Annotated in this window: 20 protein-coding genes and 1 other annotated feature; of the genes, 5 read left to right on the forward strand and 15 right to left on the reverse strand. The window is 52.1% G+C overall.

The genetic code is table 11. The annotated features are described in order from the left end of the window. Nucleotides 1-75 precede the first annotated feature (75 nt). The 4 genes from MKZ15_RS18925 to MKZ15_RS18940 all read right to left on the reverse strand — a co-directional run bounded on the left by MKZ15_RS18925 (nt 76) and on the right by MKZ15_RS18940 (nt 6071). The gene (locus MKZ15_RS18925) at nt 76-2076 is read right to left on the reverse strand and encodes a penicillin-binding transpeptidase domain-containing protein (RefSeq protein ID WP_339817368.1); all 2001 of its coding nucleotides are present in this window, start codon (nt 2074-2076) and stop codon (nt 76-78) included. A gap of 120 nt (nt 2077-2196) precedes the next feature. Beyond that, nucleotides 2197-4278 carry a penicillin-binding transpeptidase domain-containing protein gene (locus MKZ15_RS18930; RefSeq protein ID WP_339817369.1) on the reverse strand — a complete coding sequence of 694 codons (2082 nt, stop codon included), beginning with the start codon at nt 4276-4278 and terminating at the stop codon, nt 2197-2199. 150 nt (nt 4279-4428) lie between these two features. Next, a complete protein-coding gene (locus MKZ15_RS18935) occupies nt 4429-5589 on the reverse strand; it encodes a transglutaminase domain-containing protein (protein WP_339817370.1) in 1161 nt (386 codons plus the stop codon). A 38-nt stretch (nt 5590-5627) separates the two neighbouring features. Continuing rightward, the gene (locus MKZ15_RS18940; protein ID WP_155606161.1) at nt 5628-6071 is read right to left on the reverse strand and encodes a hypothetical protein; all 444 of its coding nucleotides are present in this window, start codon (nt 6069-6071) and stop codon (nt 5628-5630) included. A 334-nt stretch (nt 6072-6405) separates the two neighbouring features. On the opposite strand from MKZ15_RS18940, the gene MKZ15_RS18945 reads away from it, so the two are divergent. The 3 genes from MKZ15_RS18945 (at nt 6406) to MKZ15_RS18955 (ending at nt 10544) form a co-directional block, all read left to right on the forward strand. Beyond that, nucleotides 6406-7575: an MFS transporter gene (locus MKZ15_RS18945; protein ID WP_193417365.1), complete on the forward strand. Its 1170-nt coding sequence runs from the start codon at nt 6406-6408 to the stop codon at nt 7573-7575. Nucleotides 7576-8041: 466 nt separating this feature from the next. Beyond that, entirely contained in the window at nt 8042-10063 is a 2022-nt protein-coding gene (locus MKZ15_RS18950; RefSeq protein ID WP_339822523.1) for a serine hydrolase domain-containing protein, read from the forward strand. Between the two features lie 121 nt (nt 10064-10184). Continuing rightward, nucleotides 10185-10544, forward strand: a complete 360-nt coding sequence (locus MKZ15_RS18955) for a toprim domain-containing protein (protein WP_155606159.1) — start codon at nt 10185-10187, stop codon at nt 10542-10544. Between the two features lie 54 nt (nt 10545-10598). Here the strand turns inward: MKZ15_RS18955 and MKZ15_RS18960 are convergent, their stop codons facing one another. The 11 genes from MKZ15_RS18960 to trpS form a co-directional block, all read right to left on the reverse strand. Next, the gene (locus MKZ15_RS18960; RefSeq protein WP_339817371.1) at nt 10599-11198 is read right to left on the reverse strand and encodes an SCO family protein; all 600 of its coding nucleotides are present in this window, start codon (nt 11196-11198) and stop codon (nt 10599-10601) included. 12 nt (nt 11199-11210) lie between these two features. Next, nucleotides 11211-12149, reverse strand: a complete 939-nt coding sequence (cyoE, locus tag MKZ15_RS18965) for a heme o synthase (RefSeq protein WP_193417363.1) — start codon at nt 12147-12149, stop codon at nt 11211-11213. Nucleotides 12150-12368: 219 nt separating this feature from the next. Then, nucleotides 12369-13370: a glycoside hydrolase family 130 protein gene (locus MKZ15_RS18970; protein ID WP_193417362.1), complete on the reverse strand. Its 1002-nt coding sequence runs from the start codon at nt 13368-13370 to the stop codon at nt 12369-12371. A gap of 29 nt (nt 13371-13399) precedes the next feature. Further along, a complete protein-coding gene (locus tag MKZ15_RS18975) occupies nt 13400-14419 on the reverse strand; it encodes an SGNH/GDSL hydrolase family protein (protein WP_339817372.1) in 1020 nt (339 codons plus the stop codon). Next, nucleotides 14419-15783, reverse strand: coding sequence for an FAD-dependent oxidoreductase (locus MKZ15_RS18980; protein WP_155606155.1), 1365 nt, complete (start codon nt 15781-15783; stop codon nt 14419-14421). The genes MKZ15_RS18975 and MKZ15_RS18980 overlap by 1 nt, the downstream gene beginning before the upstream one ends. Before the next feature lie 26 nt (nt 15784-15809). Further along, nucleotides 15810-16682 (reverse strand): carbohydrate ABC transporter permease, encoded by an 873-nt coding sequence (locus MKZ15_RS18985; protein ID WP_193417359.1) that lies wholly within the window; start codon nt 16680-16682, stop codon nt 15810-15812. 15 nt (nt 16683-16697) lie between these two features. After that, the gene (locus tag MKZ15_RS18990; protein ID WP_155606153.1) at nt 16698-17594 is read right to left on the reverse strand and encodes a sugar ABC transporter permease; all 897 of its coding nucleotides are present in this window, start codon (nt 17592-17594) and stop codon (nt 16698-16700) included. Nucleotides 17595-17682: 88 nt separating this feature from the next. Beyond that, nucleotides 17683-19077: a sugar ABC transporter substrate-binding protein gene (locus MKZ15_RS18995; protein ID WP_213623264.1), complete on the reverse strand. Its 1395-nt coding sequence runs from the start codon at nt 19075-19077 to the stop codon at nt 17683-17685. A gap of 105 nt (nt 19078-19182) precedes the next feature. Next, the gene (locus MKZ15_RS19000) at nt 19183-20835 is read right to left on the reverse strand and encodes a response regulator (protein ID WP_339817374.1); all 1653 of its coding nucleotides are present in this window, start codon (nt 20833-20835) and stop codon (nt 19183-19185) included. After that, complete coding sequence (locus MKZ15_RS19005; RefSeq protein WP_339817376.1) at nt 20822-22564, reverse strand: sensor histidine kinase; 1743 nt, start codon at nt 22562-22564, stop codon at nt 20822-20824. The genes MKZ15_RS19000 and MKZ15_RS19005 overlap by 14 nt, the downstream gene beginning before the upstream one ends. 231 nt (nt 22565-22795) lie before the next feature. Next, entirely contained in the window at nt 22796-23779 is a 984-nt protein-coding gene (gene trpS, locus MKZ15_RS19010) for a tryptophan--tRNA ligase (RefSeq protein ID WP_193417356.1), read from the reverse strand. A gap of 87 nt (nt 23780-23866) precedes the next feature. Further along, nucleotides 23867-24132, reverse strand: a binding site (T-box leader). A gap of 123 nt (nt 24133-24255) precedes the next feature. Here trpS and MKZ15_RS19015 point away from each other — a divergent pair. Both MKZ15_RS19015 and MKZ15_RS19020 read left to right on the forward strand, forming a co-directional pair. Further along, nucleotides 24256-25230 (forward strand): aldose 1-epimerase, encoded by a 975-nt coding sequence (locus tag MKZ15_RS19015; protein WP_155606148.1) that lies wholly within the window; start codon nt 24256-24258, stop codon nt 25228-25230. A 171-nt stretch (nt 25231-25401) separates the two neighbouring features. After that, on the forward strand, nt 25402-25629 hold the full coding sequence (locus tag MKZ15_RS19020) for an alpha/beta-type small acid-soluble spore protein (RefSeq protein WP_155606147.1): 228 nt from the start codon (nt 25402-25404) through the stop codon (nt 25627-25629). Nucleotides 25630-25689: the final 60 nt, after the last annotated feature.

Genomic DNA, 25689 nt, shown 5'->3' on the forward strand with positions numbered 1-25689 from the left:
AAATTTCCTTGGGACCCCAAAAATTTACTCGCAAAAACAGCCCCGCTCAGCGAGCAGGGCCTCTTCTTGAGTCGATTATTTTAGGGGACGACCGGCCAGACCGTATTCGCGGTCATACGCATCGAAGATTTTGCGGGCAACCGGGGCGGCACTGTGGGCTCCAAATCCACCTTCGGGGATGACGACCGCCACCGCCAACTTTGGTTTTTCACGCGGCGCAAACGCAATAAACACACCATTTTCCATCAGTTCATCTTTATAAGCTTGCTCCGAAGTTCCCGTCTTCCGGGCAAAATCGTATGGAAACCCGTCAAACGCGCTGACGTCTGTCCGCATGCCTCCGATGACTTCGTCCCAGTAGGCCTCGTTCATTTTGATTTCGTTCAGCACCCGGGGTTTGAGTTCCAGCACCGTATTTCCCGAGTCATCGGTCATTTTTTGCACGAGCCTAGGTTGCATGCGTTTCCCCCGATTCGCCAGGGCGGCAGCATATTGCGCCAACTGCATCGCTGTATATTTGCCTTGTTGTCCGAAAGAGGCATAAGCCAACCGGGATAACGCCGTTTCCGATTCGTCCTTATACTCCAATGTCCCCAAATACTCTCCCGGTAAATCGATTCCCGTAGAGATGCCTAACCCAAACTGCTTCATATAGTCGTCCCAAATGTCGATGCCTTTCGCGCGGTATTTGTTATAGAGCTTTTCCCCGACCATATCGACCATAAACGCATTAGACGAGTAGCGAATGGCCAGCCCGGGATCGATGGAACCATAGATATGGTTCGAGGAATTTCGCACCCTCGCTTGATCGTTTCGACCGAAATAAGCAGCCCCTCGATCGGTATACTTCGTTTGGGTCGTAAACAGCTTTTCGTTCAGCCCGATCAGAACGGACAGCGGTTTAATGGTGGAGCCGAGATACACGGTCGACTCGAATCCATGACCCGAGTATCCTGCGCTGTACGGCGTGACCGTCCCGTTTTTGTAATACTCCCGGATCTTCTCAAATTCCCGGGTGTCCATGCTACCGGTTTGCCATAAGTTCGTATCGTAATCCGGCATGCTGGCCATGGCGATGATGTTGCCCGTATCGACCTCCATGGCCACCGCGTAACCCGTTTGGGCGAAAGGATGCACTTTCCCGGATACAGGATTCTTACGGACCCACTCGATTTGGTTCAGAATCGCTTGCTCCGCCGCCAACTGCACCTTTTTGTTCAGCGTGGTATGCAGGTCGTAGCCCTTAACCGGGGGAATGATGTCAGCTACGCCATTCGCCATATTACGCGGATCGATCGGAACCCGCTTGTATCCGTTCTTGCCGCGCAGCTCCCGTTGATAATACATCTCCAGCCCATCGAAGCCAACAAATTCGTCTTCCGTGTACTGCAATGCCGGATCCGAATCCCGACTCTCCCGGATCGGTTTATACCATTCCAAATCATACGTGGACCGGTACTTTTTAAGATAACCGACTGTTTGTACCGCTACCAAGTCGGGATCGTAATGGCGCACCGAATCTTCGATAATGTCTAAACCTGGAAACTTGGTTTTTTGAGCCAAAAAATAAGCGACTTCTTTCTCGGTCAACTCGCTTTTGATCCTGCGGGGAACAAATCCGCCGCCATAGCGGAACTGCAGATCCATCGCCCCGAGAATGGCCTCCTCCGTCATTTCATTCGCGGGATCGCCATATGTATCGAAGGCTTTCTTTAGCTCTCGGGCCAAGGCCCTGGCTTCTGCCAAATTGGCTTGCCCCGCTTCGGATACCGGGTCGTAGTTGCTCTTCTGGAGCGTCAAATACAAGGACTGCACCGGCGTGGAATAAGCCAGCATTTCTCCCCCCGCCGCTAGGATGGAACCTCGGACTGGAGGCATCGGCACCTCCCGAACCCTCATTCTCGTTTCTTCCTTGGAGAGCGTTGGCCCCTCCACAAACTGCATGATCGCAAGCCGTACGATGATGATCGTAAATATGGCGAACGCGCTGAAGAAAAAAAGGTTCAACCGAATATGGAAATGACGTCGCATGAAAGCCTGCTGTTCTTGAGGATCCTCCGAAACGTATCTGTTCATCGTAGTTCCTTCCCGCCTCTCTCCATTGGAACATCTGGGAACCGGATTTCAGCCGCCGGGAATAAAAAAACGACCTTCTCAACATGATGTGAAAAGGTCGCTGCTGTTCAAAAGATTCAGTTAGGGATTGGTTTGCCCGGTTTGATTCCCGTTTTGACCAGTTTGATTATTGCTAGATTGCTGTTGCTGCTCATTTTTGGCTTTCTTCGGCACGCCGTCCAGGCCGTATTCTTGGTCGTACGCATCGAAAATTTTGCGAGCGACGGGTGCGGCACTGTAGGCACCGAAGCCGCCTTCAGGAATAACGACCGCGACCGCCAGTTTCGGGTTCTCCCGCGGCGCGAAAGCGATAAATACGCCGTTATCACGATTGGCACCGTCAGCCCATTGCTCCGAGGTCCCTGTTTTCCGTGCGAAATCGTAAGGGAAACCCGAGAACGCAAAGGAAACTTCGGTCTCCATTCCGCCGATAACCTCTTTCCAATAAGCGTCGTTAAACTTGACTTCATTAAGGATCACCGGGTTGAATTCCTTGACAATATTGCCCTCGGTATCGGTGATTTTGCTGACGAGATGTGGTTCCATCCGTTTCCCTCTTGTTGCCAACGTCGTCGTATATTGAGCGAGCTGCATCGCGGTGTATTTACCTTGCTGTCCGAAGGAAGCATAGGCGAGTCGGGATAATGCGGTCTCCGATTCATTTGTATACTCTAGCTTGCCTAAATATTCATTCGGCAGATCCACGCCGGTCGAAATACCAAGACCAAACTGCTTCATGTAATTATCCCAGATCTCGATCCCTTTGGAACCGTATCTGTTGTACAGCTTTTCGCCAACCATATCAACCATAAACGTATTCGAGGAATGACGGATTGCGCTAGCTGGATCAATCGAGCCGTACGCATGCCGCTGCGAGTTGCGAACGCTGGCGGAATCGTTTCTCCCGAAATAAGCAATCCCGGAGTCATGGTAGTAGGTGCTGGTCGTAAACAAACCTTCGTTCAGTCCGATCAACACCGATAATGGCTTAATGGTGGAACCCAGCAAAATGACGGATTCCATGTTATGCCCCGAACGTCCGGAGCTGATTGGCGTGATCGTACCGTTCTGGTAGTTTGAGGAGATACTCGTCCAGTTGTCTGCGGATACCCCGCCCGATTGCCATACGTTGGTATCGTAGTCCGGCATGCTGGCCATGGCTACGACGTTGCCGGTCTCCACTTCCATCGCGACGGCATACCCGGTTTTTGCGTTAGGATGAACCTTGCCGGATACCGGGTGGCTGTGCACCCAATCGATTTGGTCGAGAATTGCCTGTTCGGCGATCATCTGGATGTTCTTGTTGATCGTCGTGTGCAAATCATGGCCTTTTTCCGGCGGCGTAATCTCCGCGATACCTGTGGCCATGTTCCGCGGATCGATCGGCACGCTCTTGTAGCCGTTCTTCCCGCGAAGCTCGTCTTGGTAAAATAATTCCAGACCGTCGTAACCGACGTCTTCGGTTTCCGTATATTGCATGGCAGGATCATCGTTTTTCGATTCCCGAATCTGCTTGTACTTGTCGAGCGATGTGGAAGCGCCCTTATATTTCTTGATATATCCGATCGTTTGAACGGCTACGGTATCGGGGTCGTAATGGCGGATGCTTTCCTCCACGATGTCGATCCCCGGAAAGTCGCTTTTCCGTTCCAGAAAATAGGCTACTTCCGCAGCGGTCAGGTCGATCTTGATGCGGCGCGGCGTAAACCCGTTGTTTTGCCGGTAATCGAGGTCCATCGCTTTGATGATTTCCTCTTCCGTCATTTTCGTGTCCGGCGTACCGAATTTATCAAAAACCTCCTTCAGCTTTTTGGCCAATGCCAAAGCTTCCGGACGATTGGTTTTCCCTTTGTCAGTTGCGTTGCTATAATCCTTCTGGAGGGTGATATACAGCGATTGGACCGGCGTGGAGTAGGCTAATTTCTCCCCCGCTGCTGCGTAGATCGTTCCACGCGTTGGCGACAACGGCACGTCTTTGACCCGCAAATTGCTCTCCTGCTGGGACAATGTCGGCCCTTCCACGAACTGTAATATAGCGAGACGCACAATGATAACGGTGAATATGGCAAAAGCACTAAAGAAAAACATGTTTAACCGTATATTAAAATGGCGCTGCATTGCAATTTCCTGCTCTTGCGGATCTTTAACATAAGCGCTTTTCAAGGTGTTTCCCTACTTTCTTCCCCTTAAATCAATTATCGTTTGTGACAACCTACTCTATAGTACCATAACGAAATAAGGCGCGGTGAAGTTACACCCCGTTTCCAGTAATTTTCGTCGGTAGGGCCAAATCCGCGAGTCCCTACTGCCACTTTAAATGATCTTATCAGGAACGTGGGTTTCGTTGAAAGCCGGCGGATTAAACCAATCGCCGCTTTTGGCCCAGGTAGAATCGAGCGGGACCCAAGCATTTTTCTCAGGCAAAAACACCTCGTTCCAGGCATGCGGCCCGTATCCGCCTTGTCCATCGTAACCCAGACCGGTCACGACCTTGACCTGAAGCCCTTGGGATCTGGCCATTACGGCGTAAAGCCGGGAGTAATCGATGCAAACCCCACGTTTGGTATCAAACGTCATTTGCGGCGTTTGCTCGTGCCAGATTCCTTTTTCCTCATAGTCTTTCACTTTATCGTAATCATATGACACCCGCGTCCCAACCCAGTCGTACAACCGACGCGCCTTCTCCTCGTCCGTATCGGCCCCTTTGGCAATTTCCGCCGCTGCTAGCTCGATGGAATCCGGGATGTTGGCATCAATGACTTCATATTTCTGCTGCAAGATGCTGCCAAGCTCCGCTTCTACGCTTCGGGTAAATACCGGCAGCTTCTCCTTAATCAAATTGCCGGTAAGCGGCTCGATCACCGTCTTCGCCCCTTGCTGGTAAACCGGCGAGGCTTCAACGTAACGGCTGAACCCGCTGTTCGGGTTCACCGTCACGACGATGAATAGCAAGGCAATCAGCAGCAAACAGCGTGCCGCTCCAATGACGGCCCCGATCCCCGCGCCTGTCAAACGGCTAAGCAAGGAAGCCGGACGATCCCCACCGGAGAATAGCCAGCCGAACAGGCCGCTCCCCCCGCGGAAGAACAGCATCGCAAACCCTGCCAAGGTGCGTATCAGCCAATACAGCAGGAGGAATACGACGGCAAACCGCATCAGTGGAAAATCACGTACCGCCATGATCAGCGTATACAGAACCTGCTCCCATCGCGCCAGCTCCCGTTCCGGAAGCGGCAAGGTCGACAGCCAAACCTGTACCTTCGGCGACACCCACATCGTAAGTGGGACGGCCACTGCGATTCCGACCAGCGACAATACGCCGCCACTAAGCAGCGCGAACAGACGGCCGGCGGAGCGGGAAGCTCCGCGAACCAATCCCTGTAACACCGAACCCAGCAACACGACCAACAGCAGCACCGTGATCCAGTTATATTCGCTTAAGGTTTGCAGCAATGTCGTCATGTCCAGCTTCATGAGCTCCTCCGTTCATTCTGGTTGTTTGTTTATCTTCTTTATTGGGAATTACGTTTGGCTTCCTGGATAAATGCCTCCAGCGTGTCGTTCATCGACCATTCTCCAAGAGAGACCCCACGGAACGATACCTTTACCTTATCGCTGCCCGCTTGTCCGATAACCTCCAGGTTCGGGGTCGTAATTGTAAACGTGCCGTCCGAATTTTGCGTCAATTCGGCTTCTTTCGCTTCATTTTTCATCATGTTCAACGCTTCGGTTTTGCTGATGTCGAGAGCTTGCTCTTTGACCGTCGTTACCGCATCGCCGATGTCTTTCATCGTGATACCGCTGTAAATGATGATAAAAGCGGCGATGACCAGGACCAGCGCCCATTTCACAACCGTTCTTACGAAGTTCAACACGAGGAAAAGGATGACCAGGGCAACGACGATCACCAGCCAGTTTTCCTGTAGAAATTCGGTCCATACCTGTACATCAAACATGATGAAACCTCCACCTTTGATTTCCTTAATTTTAATTCAATCCCATTATACATGATGGCCCAAGGCCATGTCAGCTTAACCCCGGACCGGCCACTGCTTCGTGATGGAAAGCCGGACGGCTTTACAGCACCGAGAAGGTTGGATGAAGTTAGGATCGAGTAGCGGAGCGTAGCTGGAGGCTACGTGAGCAACGGAGAGCCTAGGTGAATTCAAGATTCGACGCCGAATGACTACTAGGCCAATGCTTCGTGATGGAAAGCCGTGGGTAATAAGTTCGTCCCAGCGGGCGTACAAGTATATCAATGAGTCATTTTACGAAAAGGAGGGGCGACGCGTGAAAATCGCCTTCTGGCTGTACTTCTTTATGTTTCTGGCTTTCTTCGATCTGCACGCCCAGTACCCGATCCTGACCCCCTTTGCCTTATCGCTCGGAGCCGCGCCGACGTTTATCGGCTGGATGATGGGCATCTATGCGCTGACCCATCTGCCGGGCAATCTGCTTGCGGGGCAAGGCGTCGACCGTCACGGCAGCAAAGGGTACATGATCTTCAGCCTGCTGACCGCCGGAGTGATCCTGCTGCTGCAGGCTCATGTCACCGAGCCCTGGCAGCTACTCGCGCTGCGGTCAATCAGCGGGTTTGTGTTAGCCTTTTTGTCTCCGGCCTGCCTGGCGATGCTCGCCTCGCTGTCCAAGAGTCCTGTACAGCAAGGCAAGCTGATGGCTGGACATGGCGTCATGCATACCGTTGCCTCGGTCGTGTCGCCGGCCGCTGGCGCCTTCCTGGTCGCCCAATCCGGTTTCACCATCACCTTCCAGATGCTCGGCTGGCTGCTCATCTCGACGGGGATCATCGCTATTTTCACAATCAAGGAGCCTCCGCGGATGCTCGCGGCAGATCCGGCAAAACCAGGCTCCGCCAAGGCACAGGTACCGGTCAGAATCAACGTGATCCCCCTGCGTTATTATCTGCTGCCGCTCGCCGTGGCCTGCTCCCAGGGTATTTTGTTTTTTGAGCTGCCGCTGCAGGCCGGCGGAACCGAGGGTATCATGCATACGGGCTTATATTTTTCCATTATCAGCTTAGGGGCGCTCGTGACGCTGTCGATGTTATTTTTGAGCCATTATTCCCCCTATTTAAGAGCAAGCCTCGGCATTCTGGGCATCGCCTTATGTTTCTTCGCCATGGCTGCCTTTGATTTCATCCCGCTCCCCGTTACGCTATTTGCCTTGGGGATGGCCAAAGGGGTGGTGTTCCCCGCTATCGCTTCGCTATTTATCGATTTGAGCGGAGGGAAACGGCTCGGCACCGTATTTTCGCTGCAATCGATCGCGATGTCGCTTGGCTCATTTATCGGGCCGATCAGCGCAGGAGCGATCCACGGTTCGTATTCACCTTACTTTCTGGCCTTCTTCGTGCTGATGTTGGCCATTATCATCGTACCGCCAAAAAAACACGCCGGAGCCCTATCTCCTCCAGTTGGCGCCGGCACCGGACATCCCTGAATCAAGGAATTCGGTATCCGGGACAAGCGCACAGGATATTTCACCCCGCCTTAGGCTGCCGCACAGGGCGCAGGCAATCTTCCTTCATAAGATAATCGTGTAGTAACCGATCCTGTTGAAAGCGGGGTGAACATAGATGGGTGGCGTTGACAATTGCGGACCGGGCCCGGTGGGTCCTGGATACGGTTTCTGGACATCGACGGGGACGATCCTCGTGTTGTACATTTTGCTGGTAATCATCCTTCGTGCTCCTCTTCTCTAGTTCTTTGTAATCAATATAGTCCCTGCACTTCGGTCTGCCCCTTCGGCAGGCCGTTTTGCGTCATTATCCATCCTATTCCAAAAAAGATGAACCCTCCCCTACTTTGTTAACGTACTAAAGATATATCCAATTTAAGGGAGGGTTTTTAGTTTGAAGAAAAGACGAAATGCGTTTCTTGCCATGATCCTTGCTTTTACACTGCTGATGCCAGCTAGTGTTATGGCGGCCGAAGCGCCGCCAACTGACAAAACGCCGCAAGGATTGGAGCAAATCGCCGCCGCGAAAGCCGCGCTGCTCACCGGCACCTACGGAACTACCAGCGTCCAGTATGCTTTGGTGGACAACGGTAAACTTATCGCCTCCGGAGAATCGGGCAAAAACGATGCCGCCGGGAAGATCCCACTGACTTCTGAAACGATGTATGGTATTGGTTCAACCAGTAAAATGTTTACGACTGCCGCTGTCATGAAACTGGTTGACGAAGGTAAAATCAACCTGGATTCCCCGTTGGTGAATTACATAGCGGAGTTCAAGATGAAAGATGAACGGTATAAGCAAATCACGCCACGCATGCTGCTTAACCATTCCTCCGGGTTCGAGGGGTCCAGCCTCGCCAATGCTTTTTTGATTGATGATAACGACTCTTACGCTCATGATACGCTGCTTGATCAATTGGCTGGGCAATCCCTGAAAGCGGACCCGGGTGCCTATTCGGTTTACAGCAACGACGGTTTTACGCTGGCAGAAATTTTGGTAGAACGTGTCAGCGGCAAAGATTTTACCGATTATATCCATCAAGAATTCACCGTGCCCCTTGGCATGAAGCATACGCTGACCTCACAGGATGACTTGGAAGCTAGCAAGCTCGCCGCACTGTACACGCCTGGAGTTCCGGAACAATTACCGAACGAAACGGTGAACGTGATTGGAACGGGCGGCATTTACTCGACCGCCGAAGACTTAGTGAAATTCGCCAGCCTGTTCACGGGTGAAGCGGGGATCCTGTCCGAGAAGGCCGTTAATGCCATGGCACAGCCGGAATACAAAAGAGGCGTATGGCCTCAAGACGCCGATAACAGCTTCGACTTCGGACTGGGTTGGGATACCATGCGGTTGTTCCCCTTCAGCGAATACGGCATTAAGGCCTTAGCGAAGGGCGGAGATACTCTGATGTACCATGCGGAGCTCGTCGTTTTGCCGGAACAGAAAATGGCGGCCGCCGTTCTCTCCTCCGGTGGCTCCAGCTCGCTGAATCAACTGCTCGCGAACGAACTGTTGCTCCAGGCCTTAAAGGATAAAGGAACGATTAAGGAACCAAAACCGGCCAAGTCTTTCGGTACACCGGAAAAAGCGGATATGCCGGAAGAATTGACGAAGTACAGCGGTTTCTATGGGGCGACAAACCAATTGTTCCGAATTGATGTAGCGAATGGCGAAATCAACATATCGTCTCCGTTTGCGCCAGGCGAATCCTTGGGTCTTCCCAAGCTGATGTACACGAAGGACGGCACTTTTGTCAGCGAGGACGGCTCGCTGAAGGTCAGCTTCGTGAAGGAGAAGAACGGACGCACTTATTTATGGGAAAGACAATACGCCACCGTCCCTGAATTGGGTCAACTGGCCTTAAATCTTTATTCTGCGGAGAAGCTTGAAGAGAACGCGATATCGCCGGAAGTTGAAGCCGCTTGGAAGCATCGCGAAGGGAAATCTTATTTCCTGGTATCGGAAAAGTATAGCTCCATGGCTTACTTCATGACGCTGCCAACTTACAGAATCACACGCACAGACAGCTTGCCCGGCTACGTGATGGACAAACAAATCACGGGTCCCGATTCCTTGATGGGCAAACATGCGGTTCCATCTACGGGAAGCCGCGACTCTGCGGAATTCCGTTTCATTACCCAAGCCGGAAGCGAGTACCTGGAAGCCGGCGGGTCTCGGTATTTGAGCGGGGATCAGATCAAGGAACTGTACCCTGGCAAGAAGTCCTCGGTAACCTTGCGTCCGACGGAACAAGCTCGGTGGTTCTCCATTCCGGCCAAAGCGGCCGGTAAAACGATCACCGTCGACCTGCCCGTTAAAACGTCCTTTGCGGTTTACGACGCCTCCGGGGCTTGCGTGAACTTCTCAGTGGTCAGCGGAAACAACCAAGTGAAACTACCTGAGAATGGAACCCTTGTATTTATTGGAGATCCGGGAACGCGTTTCGATATTGAATTGAAATAACTTGATTCCAGCCCTTTTCCTTATCATTCTATCCTGTTTTGCATGAGATCCCCTGCCGGGTATAAACTAGAAGCGTAACCACAGCTTGGTTGATTACGCTTAAAGCCCGGGGGGGATTTTTTTGTCGCTCAGCATCATCGTAGAAGGCAAGAACGACCGCAGCAAGCTGCGGCGCTTGCTGAACGAGGCCGTCCAGATCTATTGTACGTTTGGCACGTTAAATAACGAGAAGTTGGAAAGTTTGCGCAAAAAGGTCAATGATGACGAGTTGTTTCTGTTCCTGGATAACGATCCATCCGGGAAACGTATCCGAGGCTTGCTGCGCGATGCTTTTCCCGACGCGGTACAAATCTATACAAGACGGGGGTATGCCGGTGTGGAAGGAACTCCCGACGAATACCTGATCGCTCAATTAGAAAAAGCCGGGCTGGAGGAATTTATAAACTATCCTCCAACACCGGCTCCTTATGACAGCTTTTGATCGCGCTTCTCGGCGCTGAAAAGCCTTATTGCTTTTGATCACGTAGTCGCTCCGCTACTCCTTAACTAGATCCACGACTCCTGCGGCGATTTCGTCCGGCGTCGCCTCCGGCCGGTAAATTTCACGCAACCGGCCTTCGCGGTCCACGAGGCCAATTAGGTCCATATGCACGAAATTCCCATCCTCGTCCTGATTAATCAGAATTTTGAACGATTCCATCGCTAGATCGATCGTCTTCTGTTGATCCCCGCGAAGGAAATACCAACCGGAATAATCCGCCTTGAATTTGTCCCCAAACGCCTTGACGTTCTCAAGCGTGTCTCGCTCCGGATCGAACGTAATGGAAACAATAGAAGCATCTTTGCCGAACAGCCCTTTATCCTTCAAAATATCCTGAACCTGACTCAACCGGAAGGTTGTGATTGGGCAAACGTCAGGGCAATTGGCGAAGAAGAAATAAAACAGCCGGACTTTGCCGTTCGTGTCCTGCAGGGTCACTGTCTTGCCGTCTACGTTCTCCATACTGAAATCGGCGACGGGACGAATGACCGGCAGCTTGGGTTTCGCATAAGTATCCCATAACAGATAACCGGCTAGAATCACGCAAATCGAAAGAAGAATCCATGTCCATTTGTATTTCTTCAAAACCGCCATGCCCATCCCCCATTACAGCCTTACCGTATCCAATATCATCACGATCAAGGCAATCGTTAAATAATTGACCGAAAATAGAAAGACTCGTTTCGCCCAAACGTCGTTATCTTTCGCCCGGAACCCCTGGAGTGCCATGAGCAGCCAGGCAACCGACAGAAGGCTTCCAATCACCAGGAACCAGACCCCTGTATAACCGTAGGCGTACATCAAAATCGGAATTGGAATAAGCAATACGAGATACGGAATCATCTGCAGCTTCGTCCGCGGAATGCCCTTGACGACAGGCAGCAGCGGGAAGCCCGCAGCCCGGTATTCCTCAGTGCGGCGGATGCCCAACGCCCAGAAATGGGGCGGTTGCCATAGGAAAAGCAAGGCGAACAGCATCCAGGCGCCCAGATCGATGCGGCCCGAAGCGGCGACATAACCAATAACAGGCGGCATAGCACCGGAAATGGCGCCGATCGAGGTACTCCAGGTAGAGCTGCGTTTAAGCCACAACGTATAGACGACCACGTAAACCAACATACCTACCACGCCAAACAATCCTGCTAGCGGACCACAAAAGGCAAATAATACGGTTAGGCCCAAAACGCCTAAGGTCACCGCATACCACAGCACCGTCTTTGGAGACAATTTCCCTGTGGGAAGGGCACGGTTCTTCGTTCGAGCCATCTTTGTGTCCATCTCCCGGTCGAAATAGTTGTTAAAGACACAGGACGACGCCATCACCAGCGCCGTTCCCAGCAGCATGACAACTAATTGAATATAATCAAGCTCCCAGCGGGAAGCAACCCAAAACCCGGCAAAAGCGGCAATCAGGTTGGAGCGTAAAATGCCTGGTTTCGTCAAGGCGATGAAATCTTTCCAAGTCGCCGTCTCTCCCGGAGGAGTAGGTCTCACGGACAACGCAGCGGATTCCGCAGAAGCCTGAACACTTAATGGTTTGTCCACGCGCGATTCAATCCTCCTACATTTAGATTAGGGTGAGTTTAGGTATTCCATATATCGAACATTCATAAAATTTTCAACAAAATAACCCTCTCGCTATAAACTTTATCATATCAAAACGCAGAAGTGTTTGACAATCGTTGGAATATCGCGCGATAACTATGACAATTTAGTGACACGAAAGCCGTCGGACCTGTCCGACGGCTTTCATTCGTAATGGGTTTATTTGTCCAAACAAAGCTTGATCAGATCATCTACATGCGCGGTAGCCAAGCATTCCACGGTATCCGCCGCGCCGTAATAGATTTTGACTTCTCCATCCGGTTCAAGGACCATCCCGCCGGGGAAAATCACGTCGTTCCGAAATCCGCCATCCGTTTCGTACGGGGCCTCCGGCGCCATCAAAGGTTGTCTGCTCATCCCGACGATCTTGCGAGGATCGGCCAAATCAAGCAGCATAATTCCCGCAGTATAACGTTTCTTCCAAGTGGCCTCCCAGCCGTTCTTCCCCCGCGAAGGATCGATGTCAACCGCGTGGAACGTCGTCAACCACCCCTTGTCCGTCTTCACCGGCGGTGCGGCCGGGCCGATCTTATCGTTAGCGAATGGAACCTGTTCTACCGCGAGCAACAATTCGGATCGGCCCCAGTATACCAGATCGGGCGACTGCGAGATCCAGGTGTCGAATCGATCTACTCCGCCGCGGCCGTACACGGTAAAAGGCCGTTCCAGGCGGACATAGTTGCCGGCGATTTTCTCCGGGAACAACACCATATTACGCAGATCCGGCGTCGATAAGCTGAGAATTTCGAAATGCTCCAGATCGTCCGTGACGGCGATCCCGCCGCGGATTCCATGCTGCGTGTCCACGGCGAAGCACATGTAGCAGCGGCCGTCTAGCACGGTCAACCGGGGGTCGTACGCCCTTATGATCTCTCCGTCATGCAGCTTAAACACCGGCTTCGGTCCGGCCTGCCAATGCAACCCGTCATCACTGTACGCGATGCCGAGATCGGTAGTATGATGCGGCTCAATGGTCTGATGTTCCAGCGAACCATAATCGTTGCGAAAAATCATGACGTACTTGCCATTGAATTTGGTGACCCCTGCATTAAACACCAAAGCCGTATCGTAAGGTACTCGTGCCGCATCCAATATCGGATTCAGCTCATACCGGCGGATGACCGGACTTGAGGTTAATATTGAGGGAACTTGATGGACCATAAGATTATCCTCCTACTTTTTGATCTTCATCATAAAAAGCTAATGCTAGGATCGAGTACGCTCAGCATCCGTTCCTTAAACCGTTCTCCCATAAGCTGATACCCCTCGGCGTTTGGATGCAGCCCGTCGGATAACCACTCTTGGTCAGACGCTCCGAACCAGTTCAAGCCATGGCCATAATAAATCCGACTATCGCCACGCCGCTGAAACAGACCCACCGTTTCTCGAATCTCTTCGCGCATTGCCGTCAGCGTAAAGCCTAAGGCGTTTTCGTTTGTTTCCCGATCGGTGGCGTAAATGGGCGAGATCACAAGCAACGGCGTATCGGGATGTTGATCTCGAATGAACTCAATAAGGCCAATCAAGGCCGGCTTGAAGCTTCTCGGACTTAGCGACGCCGCCCCGTACACATTGATCCCGACGCAAAGCGAAATAAAGTCCGCCGGTAAATTCGCGATCATTCGCCCGACTCTCGGTTCCAAATGGCAGTTGCCCGAAAATCCCAGGCAGGTTAACTGAAAATCACACTCCCGTGCGGCGATAACCGGCCAGGTTGACGAAGGGCCCTCGGCCGCCACGCATTGGGTGATGGAGCTGCCATAAGCCACCCATTTTGGCCGCAAATCCGCTGCACGCTCGCAAACGGCATCGACTTCTACCGAAAGGCGTGTCACCGTCATGCCTACATTCTGGGGAAGGTAAATCTCCACGATCTTCCGTTCCCGCTTTAGTCCCTGGAATCTTGCCTCTGTTGCTCCCGGGGGGAGCTTCAGCCGAGCCTGCATCTCTCCATCGCAAAGACAGTCCAAGGTCGCCTCTTCTGCCAAAGGCGTGAACCCTACGCCGATCACTGATGAATCGGTGTTAAACCGTATACGAACCCCCGCACAAATCTCTGCTTTCATCCCGATCCCATCCGGAGGAAACAGTTCATAGTCCTCGTAAGGGATACGCCAAGGTTTGATTCCTTCAGGTTGCCGTTCAAGCGTAACGGCGCCGTGAAACCAATATTCCTCAAGCGGCAAATCATGTAACGTCAGAGGGGACATCACCGTTCACCTTCAGTTGGGGGGAATTTCTCTCCGAGCCAGACGTCCTGCTCCAGCAATAACTTCTGTAACTGCGGTACGGAGATCTTCCGAGAGGTTGCTCCCGTGCTCGCTGCCAGCGCAGCTGCCGTACCCGCCGCTTGCCCCATCGCAAAGCAGTTCGGCATCACCCTTAGCGAGCCTTGAACCGCCCGGTCCGAAGAAGCAGAGCGACCCGCTACCCACACATTCTCGATGCCGACAGGCAGCATAATCCGGTATGGGACACCATGCGATTGCCCGGGAGGAAGGTGGTTAAAAGTCATCTCGCTCTTGTGATTGGCCAGATGAATGTCGATGTAATAGGCGTTGCGGGCAATGTCATCCGGGAAAGACCGCGCCGAGATGAAATCATCTACCGTCAAGACGTAATCCCCTTGAATTCGCCGCGTTTCCCGAATGCCGACCTGCTCGCCGCTCGCGACCATGTGCGCCATTTCAAACCCGGGAACATACTTGCGAAAGAACTCGACCTGACGTTCGGCCAATTTACGGCCTTCGATCGCACCTCGCGTCAAATCTTCGGCTTTTGTCCCATCGATGCCAAACACATGACCAAAATTCACGCCAACCAGATAGTCGTTCACCCAAGCCAGACCGGAGATCGACTTGCGTCCCTCCGGCAAGGCCCCTTCCGCAATCGCCCGCTCCACCGTTTGGTGCAGCTGACCGGTATCCCCGGTCTCCTGTATATATTGTTGAAACTTCACCCGGTTTACGTTAGCCAACAGATAACACATGCTCCCCGGCTGCAATTCGCCTTGGTCGCCACCCTTCTGAAAAGGCACACCCGCCAGGGCGGCCAAGTCGCCATCTCCCGTCGCATCGATCAAATAACGGCAACGGATGAAGGATCGGCCCGATTTGTTCGCGACGACAACGCCCTCCACCTTGGTCCGATCGTCCGACAACTGGACGTCAAAAACAAACGTATGATAGAGCAGCGAGACACCGCTTTCGAGCAAGGCATCATCGTAAACCCGTTTCAATACTTCCGGGTCGATCGGAACCCAATCGAGCGTTTCCTGGTATTCGGCCCGATAATCGGCGTTGCAAGCTTGTTTCATCCGCTCCATCAACTTCATCCCGATGCCGCGAATGATCGGCTTTTCCTTGTCTGTAAACGGGCAAAACGCCGGAACTAAAGCCACCGTTCCCATTCCACCCAGGAATCCTCTCTGCTCGATCAGCAGCGTGTTCGCTCCACCTTCAGCCGCGCTGATGGCCGCCGCGATCCCCGAAGCGCCGCCGCCGACAACCAAGACGTCCACGTCATAGGACACCGGAATCGTCTGAACCGGCAAAGTAATTTGCTTCTCGTTCATGATGAACCTCCTCACATGTAACTTGATTATCCCTTCACGGAGCCCGCCGTCACTTGGATGAAGGTTTTGTTCGCTAAAATGTAAACAAGCAGCATCGGCAGGATCGACAAGCAAGCCCCCGCCATCATCAGGTGGATTTGCATGGCCGCGGAAGAGCCGTAACGAAGATTGGCCAACCCGACGGTCAACGTCTGCAGATGCGGGCTCGTCATCGTGAAGACGAGCGGCAGAATGTATTCGTTCCAGGCATGACGGAAAGCGAATAACCCCGCCACCCCTAGCCCTGGAGTCAACAGCGGCAGAATGATTTTGAAAAACGTTCGTATAAAGCCCGATCCATCTACCATAGCCGCCTCATCCAACTCGCGTGGAATCGATTTATAAAACCCCTGTAATATAAAGAACGTACTGGAATGGGCGCTGATTAAGATCAGAATGACGCCCCATAGCGACGAATTCAGGTTCAATTTGACCATCAGGTCAAATTGCGGTCGCAGCACGATCGCCCCGACGGAAATAAACATGGTTGAGGCCTGAACCCCCACATATAACGCTTTACCTGGAAAGTCCCGCCGATCGACGACATAGGCTGCCATCGCGGCCACCAGCAACGTTCCGACCGTACTCATCACGCTTAAGAACACGCTATTCCACGTAAACCTGGCAAAATTGGTTTGCTGCCAAGCCTCCGCATAGTTGTGGAACTGCCATGCCTTCGGCAGCAAGTCCCCGCCGCTCATCATCTCGGCCCCGGTCTTCAAGGAACCGAGGATCGTCATCAAGATCGGAAACAAGGTCAGCAGGACCGTGACCAGCAGAAACAGCCACATGATTGGGCGCGCAATCCATTTTGCGGCTTGTGTGGCCGGCTTTTTATCCGCAATTGTTGATTGATTCATCTCTCCTAGCCCCCTTTAGAATACCTTGTTCATTCTCTTGCTTAAGAAATAGTAACCCGCCGTAATCGCTCCGACGATGATCGCCGTGGCAAATCCGACGGCGCTGCCGTAACCGAACTGCTGCGTCACCGGAGATCCGGTTGATACCGGGAAGAGCAACTTGTATAAGTACAGGTACATCACTTCGGTCTTGCCGATCGGCCCCCCCTCAGTAATGACCATGATGCTTTCGTAGCCTTTGAGCGAGGCGATGATCGCCAGCATAATAATCATTTGCATCACCGGGCCGAGCATCGGGATCGTGATGTGCCAGAAACGTTGTCCGGCATGAGCCCCGTCGATCGCGGCGCTTTCGTATAAATCCTGGGGAATGCTCTGCAGCCCAGCCAGAAACAAGAGCATATAGTTGCCGACCGCCCCCCATACAGCCACAATGATGACGGTTAACATCGCGTGTTTGGGCCCCAGCCAATCGATCGGTTGCCCGATGAGGTGGTACTTCATTAGTAATTGGTTGATCATCCCGTTATAGGAGTTAAAAATGTTGTAAAAAACGACCGAGATCACTGCGGTACTGATGACCGTCGGCATAAAATAAATCCCCCGCAGCAAATTCCTGCCTCGCAGCTTGCCGTTGAGCAGCACTGCCAACAGCAAGGACAATGGAATCGTCAACAACAGCTTGCCTCCGGCAAACACAAACGTATTTCCGACCGATGCCCAAAACTGCTCATCGCGAAATAACCTGCTGAAATTATCCAAACCTACAAATAAAGCCTCTCCGTATCCAACGTAATCGTAAAACATATAGCGCAGCATCCAAATCAACGGATAAATCCCTAAAACCAACGTTAGGATGACGCTGGGCAACAGAAACAGGCCGTTCTCCTGAAGCCGCTTCAGCTTCGCCATTTCGGTTCCTCCCCTTTTGTTTGTGTGTCAGGAGACAGGAAAGGAGCCTTGTCACCAGCTCACAAAAGCTCCTGTCCCGAGTAAAGCACTATTTTCCTTGCGGGTTAGCGGGATCAAAGGAAGGATTCGGAGTGACTTTGACCTCTCCCTTTTCCACCGCTTTCGCCAAAGCGTCGTTATAGCGTTGATTTAGATCTTCGACGGTTTTCTGTACATCCCCGCCGTCCAGCATGTATTTGAAGAAGGCATCCGCATAGTTCGCCCCTTCCGGCGTTACGTTAGGCGCGACCGGCCACAAGGAATCCTTCTCCCCGATCAAGAAACCCTCCATCCCTTTGACATCCGGGGTTTTTGCCGTTTCGGCAATGCTTGGCACGACGGAAATTCCAAATCCCTTCTCGTGATACGCGGTCAGCACATCATCCGCATACATGAATTGCATGAACTTCCAAGCGGCATCCTGGTGCTGCGAGGTTTTGCTCATGCCAAGCCATGTGCCGGCCGATACGATCTCGGAGGTGCCCTTCTGTCCATCCAGCGTTGGTGCCAGCGCACCGGCCCAGTTCATTTCCGTTGGAAATTGATCTTGGTAGACGCCCGGTTCCGTGGAGAAGCTCAAGTACATCCCGATTTTGCCGGCTGCGAATTGAGCGCGCAGCGGGTCAATATCCAGCGATTCGGCTCCTGGAAGAATACTGCCGTCCTCGTGCATTTGTTTGAAATACTCAATCACTTGCGCGTAAGGAGCGAAGTCGAACTGCCCTGTTTTCAAATCAAACCCTAAACCCTGATACCCGCTAAGCGACAAAATCTCTCGAACGGAACGGTCAAACGCCTGCTTCGGGTTCTTGAAGTTCAATGCGAAGCCGTAAATCCCTTCCGATTTGCCGACTTCCGTAATCTTCTTGGCGGCATCGACCATTTCCTGAAGCGTAGCCGGCGGATTGGTAATACCCGCTTTATCGAACAAGTCCTTGTTATAAACCAACCGCAGCGTCAGCCCTGTGTTGGGGAGCGAATAAATTTGCCCGTCGAACCGGTTTACCCCATCGATAATGACCGAGGAGAACTTCGCCTTCATGTCATCCGTCAGGTAGCTATCAATCGGCTGCAGGTATCCCTTTTTGAAGAAGGCTTCGGTATTGGCGCTTTTCAACCGTAGAATATCCGGTGCTTGATTGCTGGAGAACGCGATGTCCACACTTTGCGTGTAGTTTTCGGACATGACGGTCAATTCAACTTGAATGTTGTCTTCATTTGTCTCATTAAATCGGGTAACCATCTCTTTAATGTATTCCTGGTCATGGCGGTCATCGGTCCAATACTGCAGTTGAACGGGAGCCGCGGTCGTCTTACCTTCGTTCTTGTCGTTGGTCGTCGACTCTTTCGGCTCATTGGAGGTTTTAGAGCCACCCCCGCCGCACGCCACCAAAGCCAAAATCAGCATCAGGTTCATTCCGAGCAGCATCGCTTTTTTGATCATAGACATTTCCCCCTTCTGAATTGAAACTACTTTGTCTTCCTCTTCACTATAAAATCACGGGCATAAAAAAGGAGTGGGGCAAACCCACTCTTTAGGGTAGCGATTTCATGATTTTGTCGATTCCGCCTCTTCCGTCGAATCGGGATAATAGTCTGATCTGAACTCCGTAGGGGTCATACCGGTAATACGCTTGAACATTTCGCTAAAATAACGCCGCTCTTCATAGCCCACCGCGACAGAAACTTCCTGCACCGACCTGCCTTCCACCAGTAAGGTCTTGGCCAATCGAATTCGTTCCTGATTAACGTACTGCGTGACGGTCATTCCAGTAACTTTCTTGAACAGGCTGGAGTAATAACTCACGCTAAGATGCACGTGAGCCGCGCACTCGGTTAACGTCACTTCTTCTCCTAACCGGCTTTGAATGAACTCCAACGATCGATAAATGATCTTCTGGCTTTCCGACAGCGTGTTGCTGCCTACCACACAGGCCCCTTCACGGCACAACTGCGAAAGCTGCTGCTCTAAGCGGCTTAACGGCATCCCCGTGGTGCCTCGCATCGATTGATATCGGGCGATTAGCGGCTGTATCTCGGCGAATGGCGCCAATTCGTATAACGCCCGGATGACGGAAGCCGCCAACTCATCGTATAGGCTGAGCAAATAATCCGGGTGTGGCGGCGATGCCAGCCCTTGCAACTGCGAGGAGATGGAACCTAAGAGTTCAACAGCCCGATCCCCGTTGCCGGTTCGAAGCGCGAGGAGAAGTTCATCTTTGCGTTCCAGAGACAGCGGAGATTGACTTCCGGTCTCCGGTAGATCTCCGATCCCGATGGCGGCATTCCCTTCACTGAAGATATGATAAGCGAGCGCCCGCTCCGCCTCCCGATAGGCATCGGGAAGCTGATGGATCTGCCCGACTGTTCCGGAGACGCCTATGGAGACGGTATACTTGGTATATTTCTCGATATTCCGGCAACAAGATTCGGCAATCAACGTAGCGTCCCCTATATCGGATTCATTCAGGAGTGCTAGGAAACGATTGTTTTTGGCTCGAATCACAACGCATTTGCTGTAGGGACGGATCGTTTCTTCCACGATATTTTGCAGGGAGAACCGGATCAGCTCAATCTCTCGGATCGATAACTCGGCAACCTGCTCCCGAAATTTATCGATCTCGATCAACATGACGGTAAAGCCCTGCCGCTCCAGGTCGATCCCAAGAAAATCCCACCGTTCGGAGGCATGTTCCCAGGGGGTCCGATGGTGGACCAGCATGCTTAAATATTCTTGGCGAAGCACGGGCATACTTTCTCGCAGTTTAGTTTCCATTAAATGATGGTTCTGCAGCCTGGATCGTTCCTCCAGGATCTGTGCCTTCGCTCGCAGCACGACGCCCAGAAGTTCTTCCTCCGTAAACGGTTTGACGACAAATTCGTAAGCGCCCAGATGAACCGCTTGTTGGGCATACTCGAAGTCCGCATACCCGCTGATCAAGATCACTTTGCAGTGATGGTTCGTTTCGAGCAAATGCCGGAGCATCGTCAAACCATCCATCTTCGGCATCCGAATGTCGGTGATCACCAAGTCCGGCTTCACTCGAGCCACGAGTTCCAGCCCATCGCTACCGTTGGAGGAAGTCCCTCGGAGCGAAATCCCATAATCCGTCCAAGAGATCGCCGTCAAACCCTCCACGACGCTTCGAATGTCATCAATAACGCATAAGCTAATTGGGTCCTGCACCTCATCCTTCAACATGCTGCACTCCTCCCCGCGGTATGGTTACAGTCACCGTTGTTCCCCGGCCCGGTTTGCTATCCAATGTCAGCTTTGCGCGGTCTCCATAAAACAGTTGCAGCCGGCTCATCAGGTTTCGAATGGCATAGCCGTTCTCCGGTAAATGCTCTTCCATTCCACGCCCATTGTCTGTAACCTTCATCTCCCCCAGATCCTGTTCCGGGTCATAACCAATCTCAATCGTAATTTGGCCGCCGGTCTCCATATCCTTGAAGCCGTGCAGAATGCTGTTCTCAACAAGCGGCTGAAGCATGAGTCTGGGAATCGGCCACGAATCGATTGGCGATATCTCTCCTCGAATTTCATAATGGAATAAGTTTGGGTAACACAGCTTCTGGATCTCCAAATATTGCTTGACGTGCTCCAATTCCTTCTGCAGGGTCGTTATCTCGTTTCCTTTATTGAGACCCAGCTGGAACAATCGCGACAATGAAACAACCATGCGTTGGGATTCTTCGACTTGCCCAAGCTTCAGCTTCCAATAAACGGTGTTCAGCGTATTGTATAAAAAATGCGGGTCCATCTGAGCGGACAAAGCCTTGATCTCGGCGGTGCGTTTATTGGTTTCCGCCTGCTTGACCTCATCGATTAAGACCACCACCTGCTCTAACATCCGATTGAACCGGAACCCTACCTGGGCCAGCTCGTCGTTCCCTTCTCCATTGAATCTTGCGGTGAGATCATTGGCCTCTACGCGCTTCATCACCTTCTGCAGTCCCTGCAATGGGGAGAGCAGATAACGGGTCAATCCGCCGGAAATGAGCGCAGTAATCAGAAAGGCTCCCAGGGTGATGCCGACAATCATCCACTTCACGTAGATCAAGTCCCGAAGAACATCGTCCTTCGATTGCATCGTGACCATCGTCCAGTCGGCTATCCCCAGTCGGGCATAATTCAGCAAATAATCGCGGTGATCAATACGATAGGAAGCGCTTCCGGTTGCCGCTGCATGATGCTGCAATTCGTTCAGAAGAGGACCCGTGTTGACCGCCTTCTGGACCAAGTCGTTATTTTTCGAATACACCGGGACCCCCTCGGCATTAAGCAAAAAACGTACCGCATCCTGCCCAACCCCGGCTTCGACCAAATTCCGAAAACCTTCCTCTCGGATATTAACCACGATATATACGTCCTTGACCGGCGCATCGAAGATCGGTTCCAGGATGAGAGAGATCACTCGGTCTTTGCCTGAAAATAACATATCCTCATGACCTTCGACCCAAACGTTCTTGTTCTCCAGCCTAACCCTTTCGTACAGAAACGTGTCCTGTAAACGAGTATGGCGATTCCGGTTGATCGTCAGCGGGTAAAACTCGCCGATCGGCGTGGAGATATAGATGGAGTGAATCAACGGTTCAGCGATTCGGGCCTGTGAAAATACGTTATCCATATTCGCCAAATGCGTATAATACCGGTCCGCCTCTCCGGTTGAAGCATCCTTCAACATGCTGCGAAAAGGCTGGCTTAACATAAAAGTCATCATGATAATCATGAGCTTATTCAACTTCTCATCGACGATTTGAGCTGATTTCGTCACCGTATCCTGCGTAAGATTTAGCGCATTTTTCTCTACAATGCGAGCCGATATGGAGTAGGAAAAGCCGCCGGTGATCAGTACGGAAAGAATGATGACGATGAGAAATGCAGATTTCAGTTTACTGCGGAACGTGCGGCTTCTTAAGAAGTTCATAGAACCCCGCCTTAATCATAAAATGGAGAAGTCGTAAACCCTTCTCTGTCCTTTGATTATGTCATTATGCTCCACCTTCAACAAGAACTTTAGGCAGGGGCAGTCGATTTGCCGTACCTGAATCATCATTTTGTCCCCCTCCGATAGATGGAGGCCGCACGAACGAAAAAAAGGATGGGCCCGAGGCAATAAATTGCCCCAAGCACACCCTTTCCCGTTCTACACCTGTGTTTATTTGCCGACAAACCCCATCAGGCGCTGTACGTCCTGCAACGTTTTCTCGGCCATTTCGGATGCTCTTTCCGCGCCTTGGCGCAAGATGCTGCGCAGCTCGCCCGACTCACGGATCTCGCGGTACCGCTGCTGAAGCGGTTCCAGCACACTGACAACGACTTCGGCCAGGTCCTTCTTGAACGGCCCGTACATTTGTCCTTCGTAACGCTGCTCCACCTCGGCGATGGACAGCCCCGAGCACTGGCTGTAAATCGTGATCAAATTGCTGACCTCCGGCTTGCCTGTCGGATCAAATTTCACCTCACGGCCCGAATCGGTCGTCGCCCGGCTGATCTTCTTACGAATCTCGTCCGGCGAATCCAGCAGAGCAATATAGCTGCCCGGATTCGGATTGCTTTTGCTCATTTTTTTGGAGGCATCGTCCAGGGACATGATTCGCGCGCCAACCTCCGGAATATACGGCTCCGGCAACGTAAAGTAGTCGCCGAACCGGTGATTGAACCGGCCGGCCAAATCGCGGGTCAATTCCAAGTGCTGCTTCTGGTCTTCGCCAACCGGCACCAGGTCCGCGTTATAAATCAGAATGTCCGCCGCCATTAAGGCGGGATACACGAATAGCCCGGCCCCGACGGACTCTTTGCCGGCAGACTTGTCTTTGAATTGCGTCATCCGTTCCAGTTCGCCCATCGAAGTGAGCGTCGTCAACAGCCATCCGAGCTGCGCATGCTGCATCACGTGGGATTGCAGGTATACGTTCGCTTTGTTCGGATCGATGCCGGCGGCGATGTACAGCGCAGCCACCGCTTCGGATTGCTCCGTCAGTGCGGCAGGCTCCTGCGGAACGGTGATCGCGTGCAAATCCACGACCATAAAGTTGCAGGCGTGATCGTGCTGCAGCGTAACGAAATTTTTGATGGCCCCGATGTAATTGCCTAGCGTCAGTTTGCCGCTGGGTTGGATGCCGGATAGTACTTTTTTCATGATAGAAAACCCTCCTACATAAGATTTCACGATAACAAAGTTCTGATGCGAGTGTGACCGTTGAAACGCAAAAAGGCCCCACGTCCGCAAAGGGACGTGAGACCGTGGTGCCACCCTCATTCGCCGATTTGGGATTAGCAGGTATCACATGAACACTGCCCCTAGAAAATCGGCCTTATCAATCCGTAACGTGGATCACCCGTCCGGCCTACTGAGAAAAGGCTCTTCACCCTTTCATGTTCAGCACGGCGCTCCGAGGCCCATTCGGCAAAAGCTCCTCCACCGGTTCGCATCAACCACCGGCTTTCTGTAGGACGAATCCTTTGCTTACTTCCCCTCATCTCCGCTGTTTTCGTATTGTATTTATCATAATTTGCCCGGAAGGTGGTGTCAAATCCATTTTTCGTCCAACGGAAAAAGTGTTATGATTAGTCTAGCCTTAAGGATCTTGATTATGTGGGAAAAGGAGCAACGATATGAAAAAGGTGACCAAAGGGCAATGGAACGGTTACGATACGTACATCTTACATAGCCGCGAACTTGAAGTCACGCTACTACCCCGCCTCGGAAATAACGTCATTCGTATATGGGACAATGTCCAGCAGCGCGATGTGCTGCGTCATCCGGAAGAAAATGAACTTGATTTCTATTTGCAAAAGCCCTATCATTTCGGCATCCCGCTCTTAACCCCTCCTGGGCGTATTCGTAGAGGGCACTTCACGTATGCCGGGCAAGAATACCAGTTCGACCGCAACACGGCGAACGACAACCACATCCATGGTTTACACCGGACGCAAAGCTGGTGTGTAAGCGATATTGAAGAAGATGATGATGGCTGCGCCATTACGACGGAATTCGTAACCTCTGACGATCCCGGCTGGATCCGTCAGTATCCCGAGCCTTTGAAGCTAGAGATGACGCTCCGGCTGCAGGGGGCAAGCTTAAAGCAAACCTTTAAGATTACCCACCTGGGTCATAAGCCCGCTCCTTTCGGTTTGGGGCTGCACACCTGGTTTATGATTGATGGAGAACCCCAGCGCTGGAATCTGCAGCTACCGGTGTCGAATCTGTTCGTTTCGGATGAGGAAAATATCCCTACCGGGGAGACGGCTCCGTTAGGGGATTGGGAAGCGCTGAATCCGGGGATGAATCTGCAAGGTGTCAATTGCGACACGATGCTGCGCATCGGCAACAAACCGGTTGAAGCCCTGATGATGCGAGAGGATGGCTATGGACTGCGCTATTCGGCCGATCCGGAACATTTTAAGTTTTGGGTCATCTATTCTAAGGGGGAAGCAGATCATTTTTTCTGTATCGAGCCTTATACCTGGCTGCCGGACGCTCCAAATTTGGCCCTCCCGGCCAATGAGACCGGACTCATCGAGTTAACCCCTCAGCAGACGCTGGAATTAAATCTTTCCCTGGAGATGATCTATCCGGATCACGGATGATCCCATCCTATTTTCAAAATTTCCGCCTTCCTAGAAGGCGGTTTTTTTGCGTTGTGACGCGGTTTTCGAGCCGAATGAAATAATTACCACTGCCCTAGCTTTGGATCTTCCCGCATATTTTGCAACCTACGAACCATACTAACATCACTAACGCCAAAGGAGGTGACAAACATGGCAGGTCAAAGCCGCGGAAGCCGTAATAACCTTGTTGTTCCTCAAGCGACCGCTGCGTTGCAACAAATGAAAATGGAAGCAGCGCAGGAATTGGGCGTACAAATCCCGCAAGACGGTTACTATGGGAACTATACTTCCCGTGAAACCGGATCTCTTGGAGGTTATATCACAAAACGTTTGGTTCAACTGGCGGAGCAGCAATTGTCGGGTCGTTCGAACCTGTAACTTGCATACTCCTATTACCCTCTATAGAAACAGGCGGTCTGCTTAGCAGATCGCCTGTTT

It is taken from the genome of Paenibacillus sp. FSL R7-0216 (assembly GCF_037969915.1).
Taxonomy (GTDB): Bacteria; Bacillota; Bacilli; order Paenibacillales; family Paenibacillaceae; genus Fontibacillus; species Fontibacillus rhizolycopersici.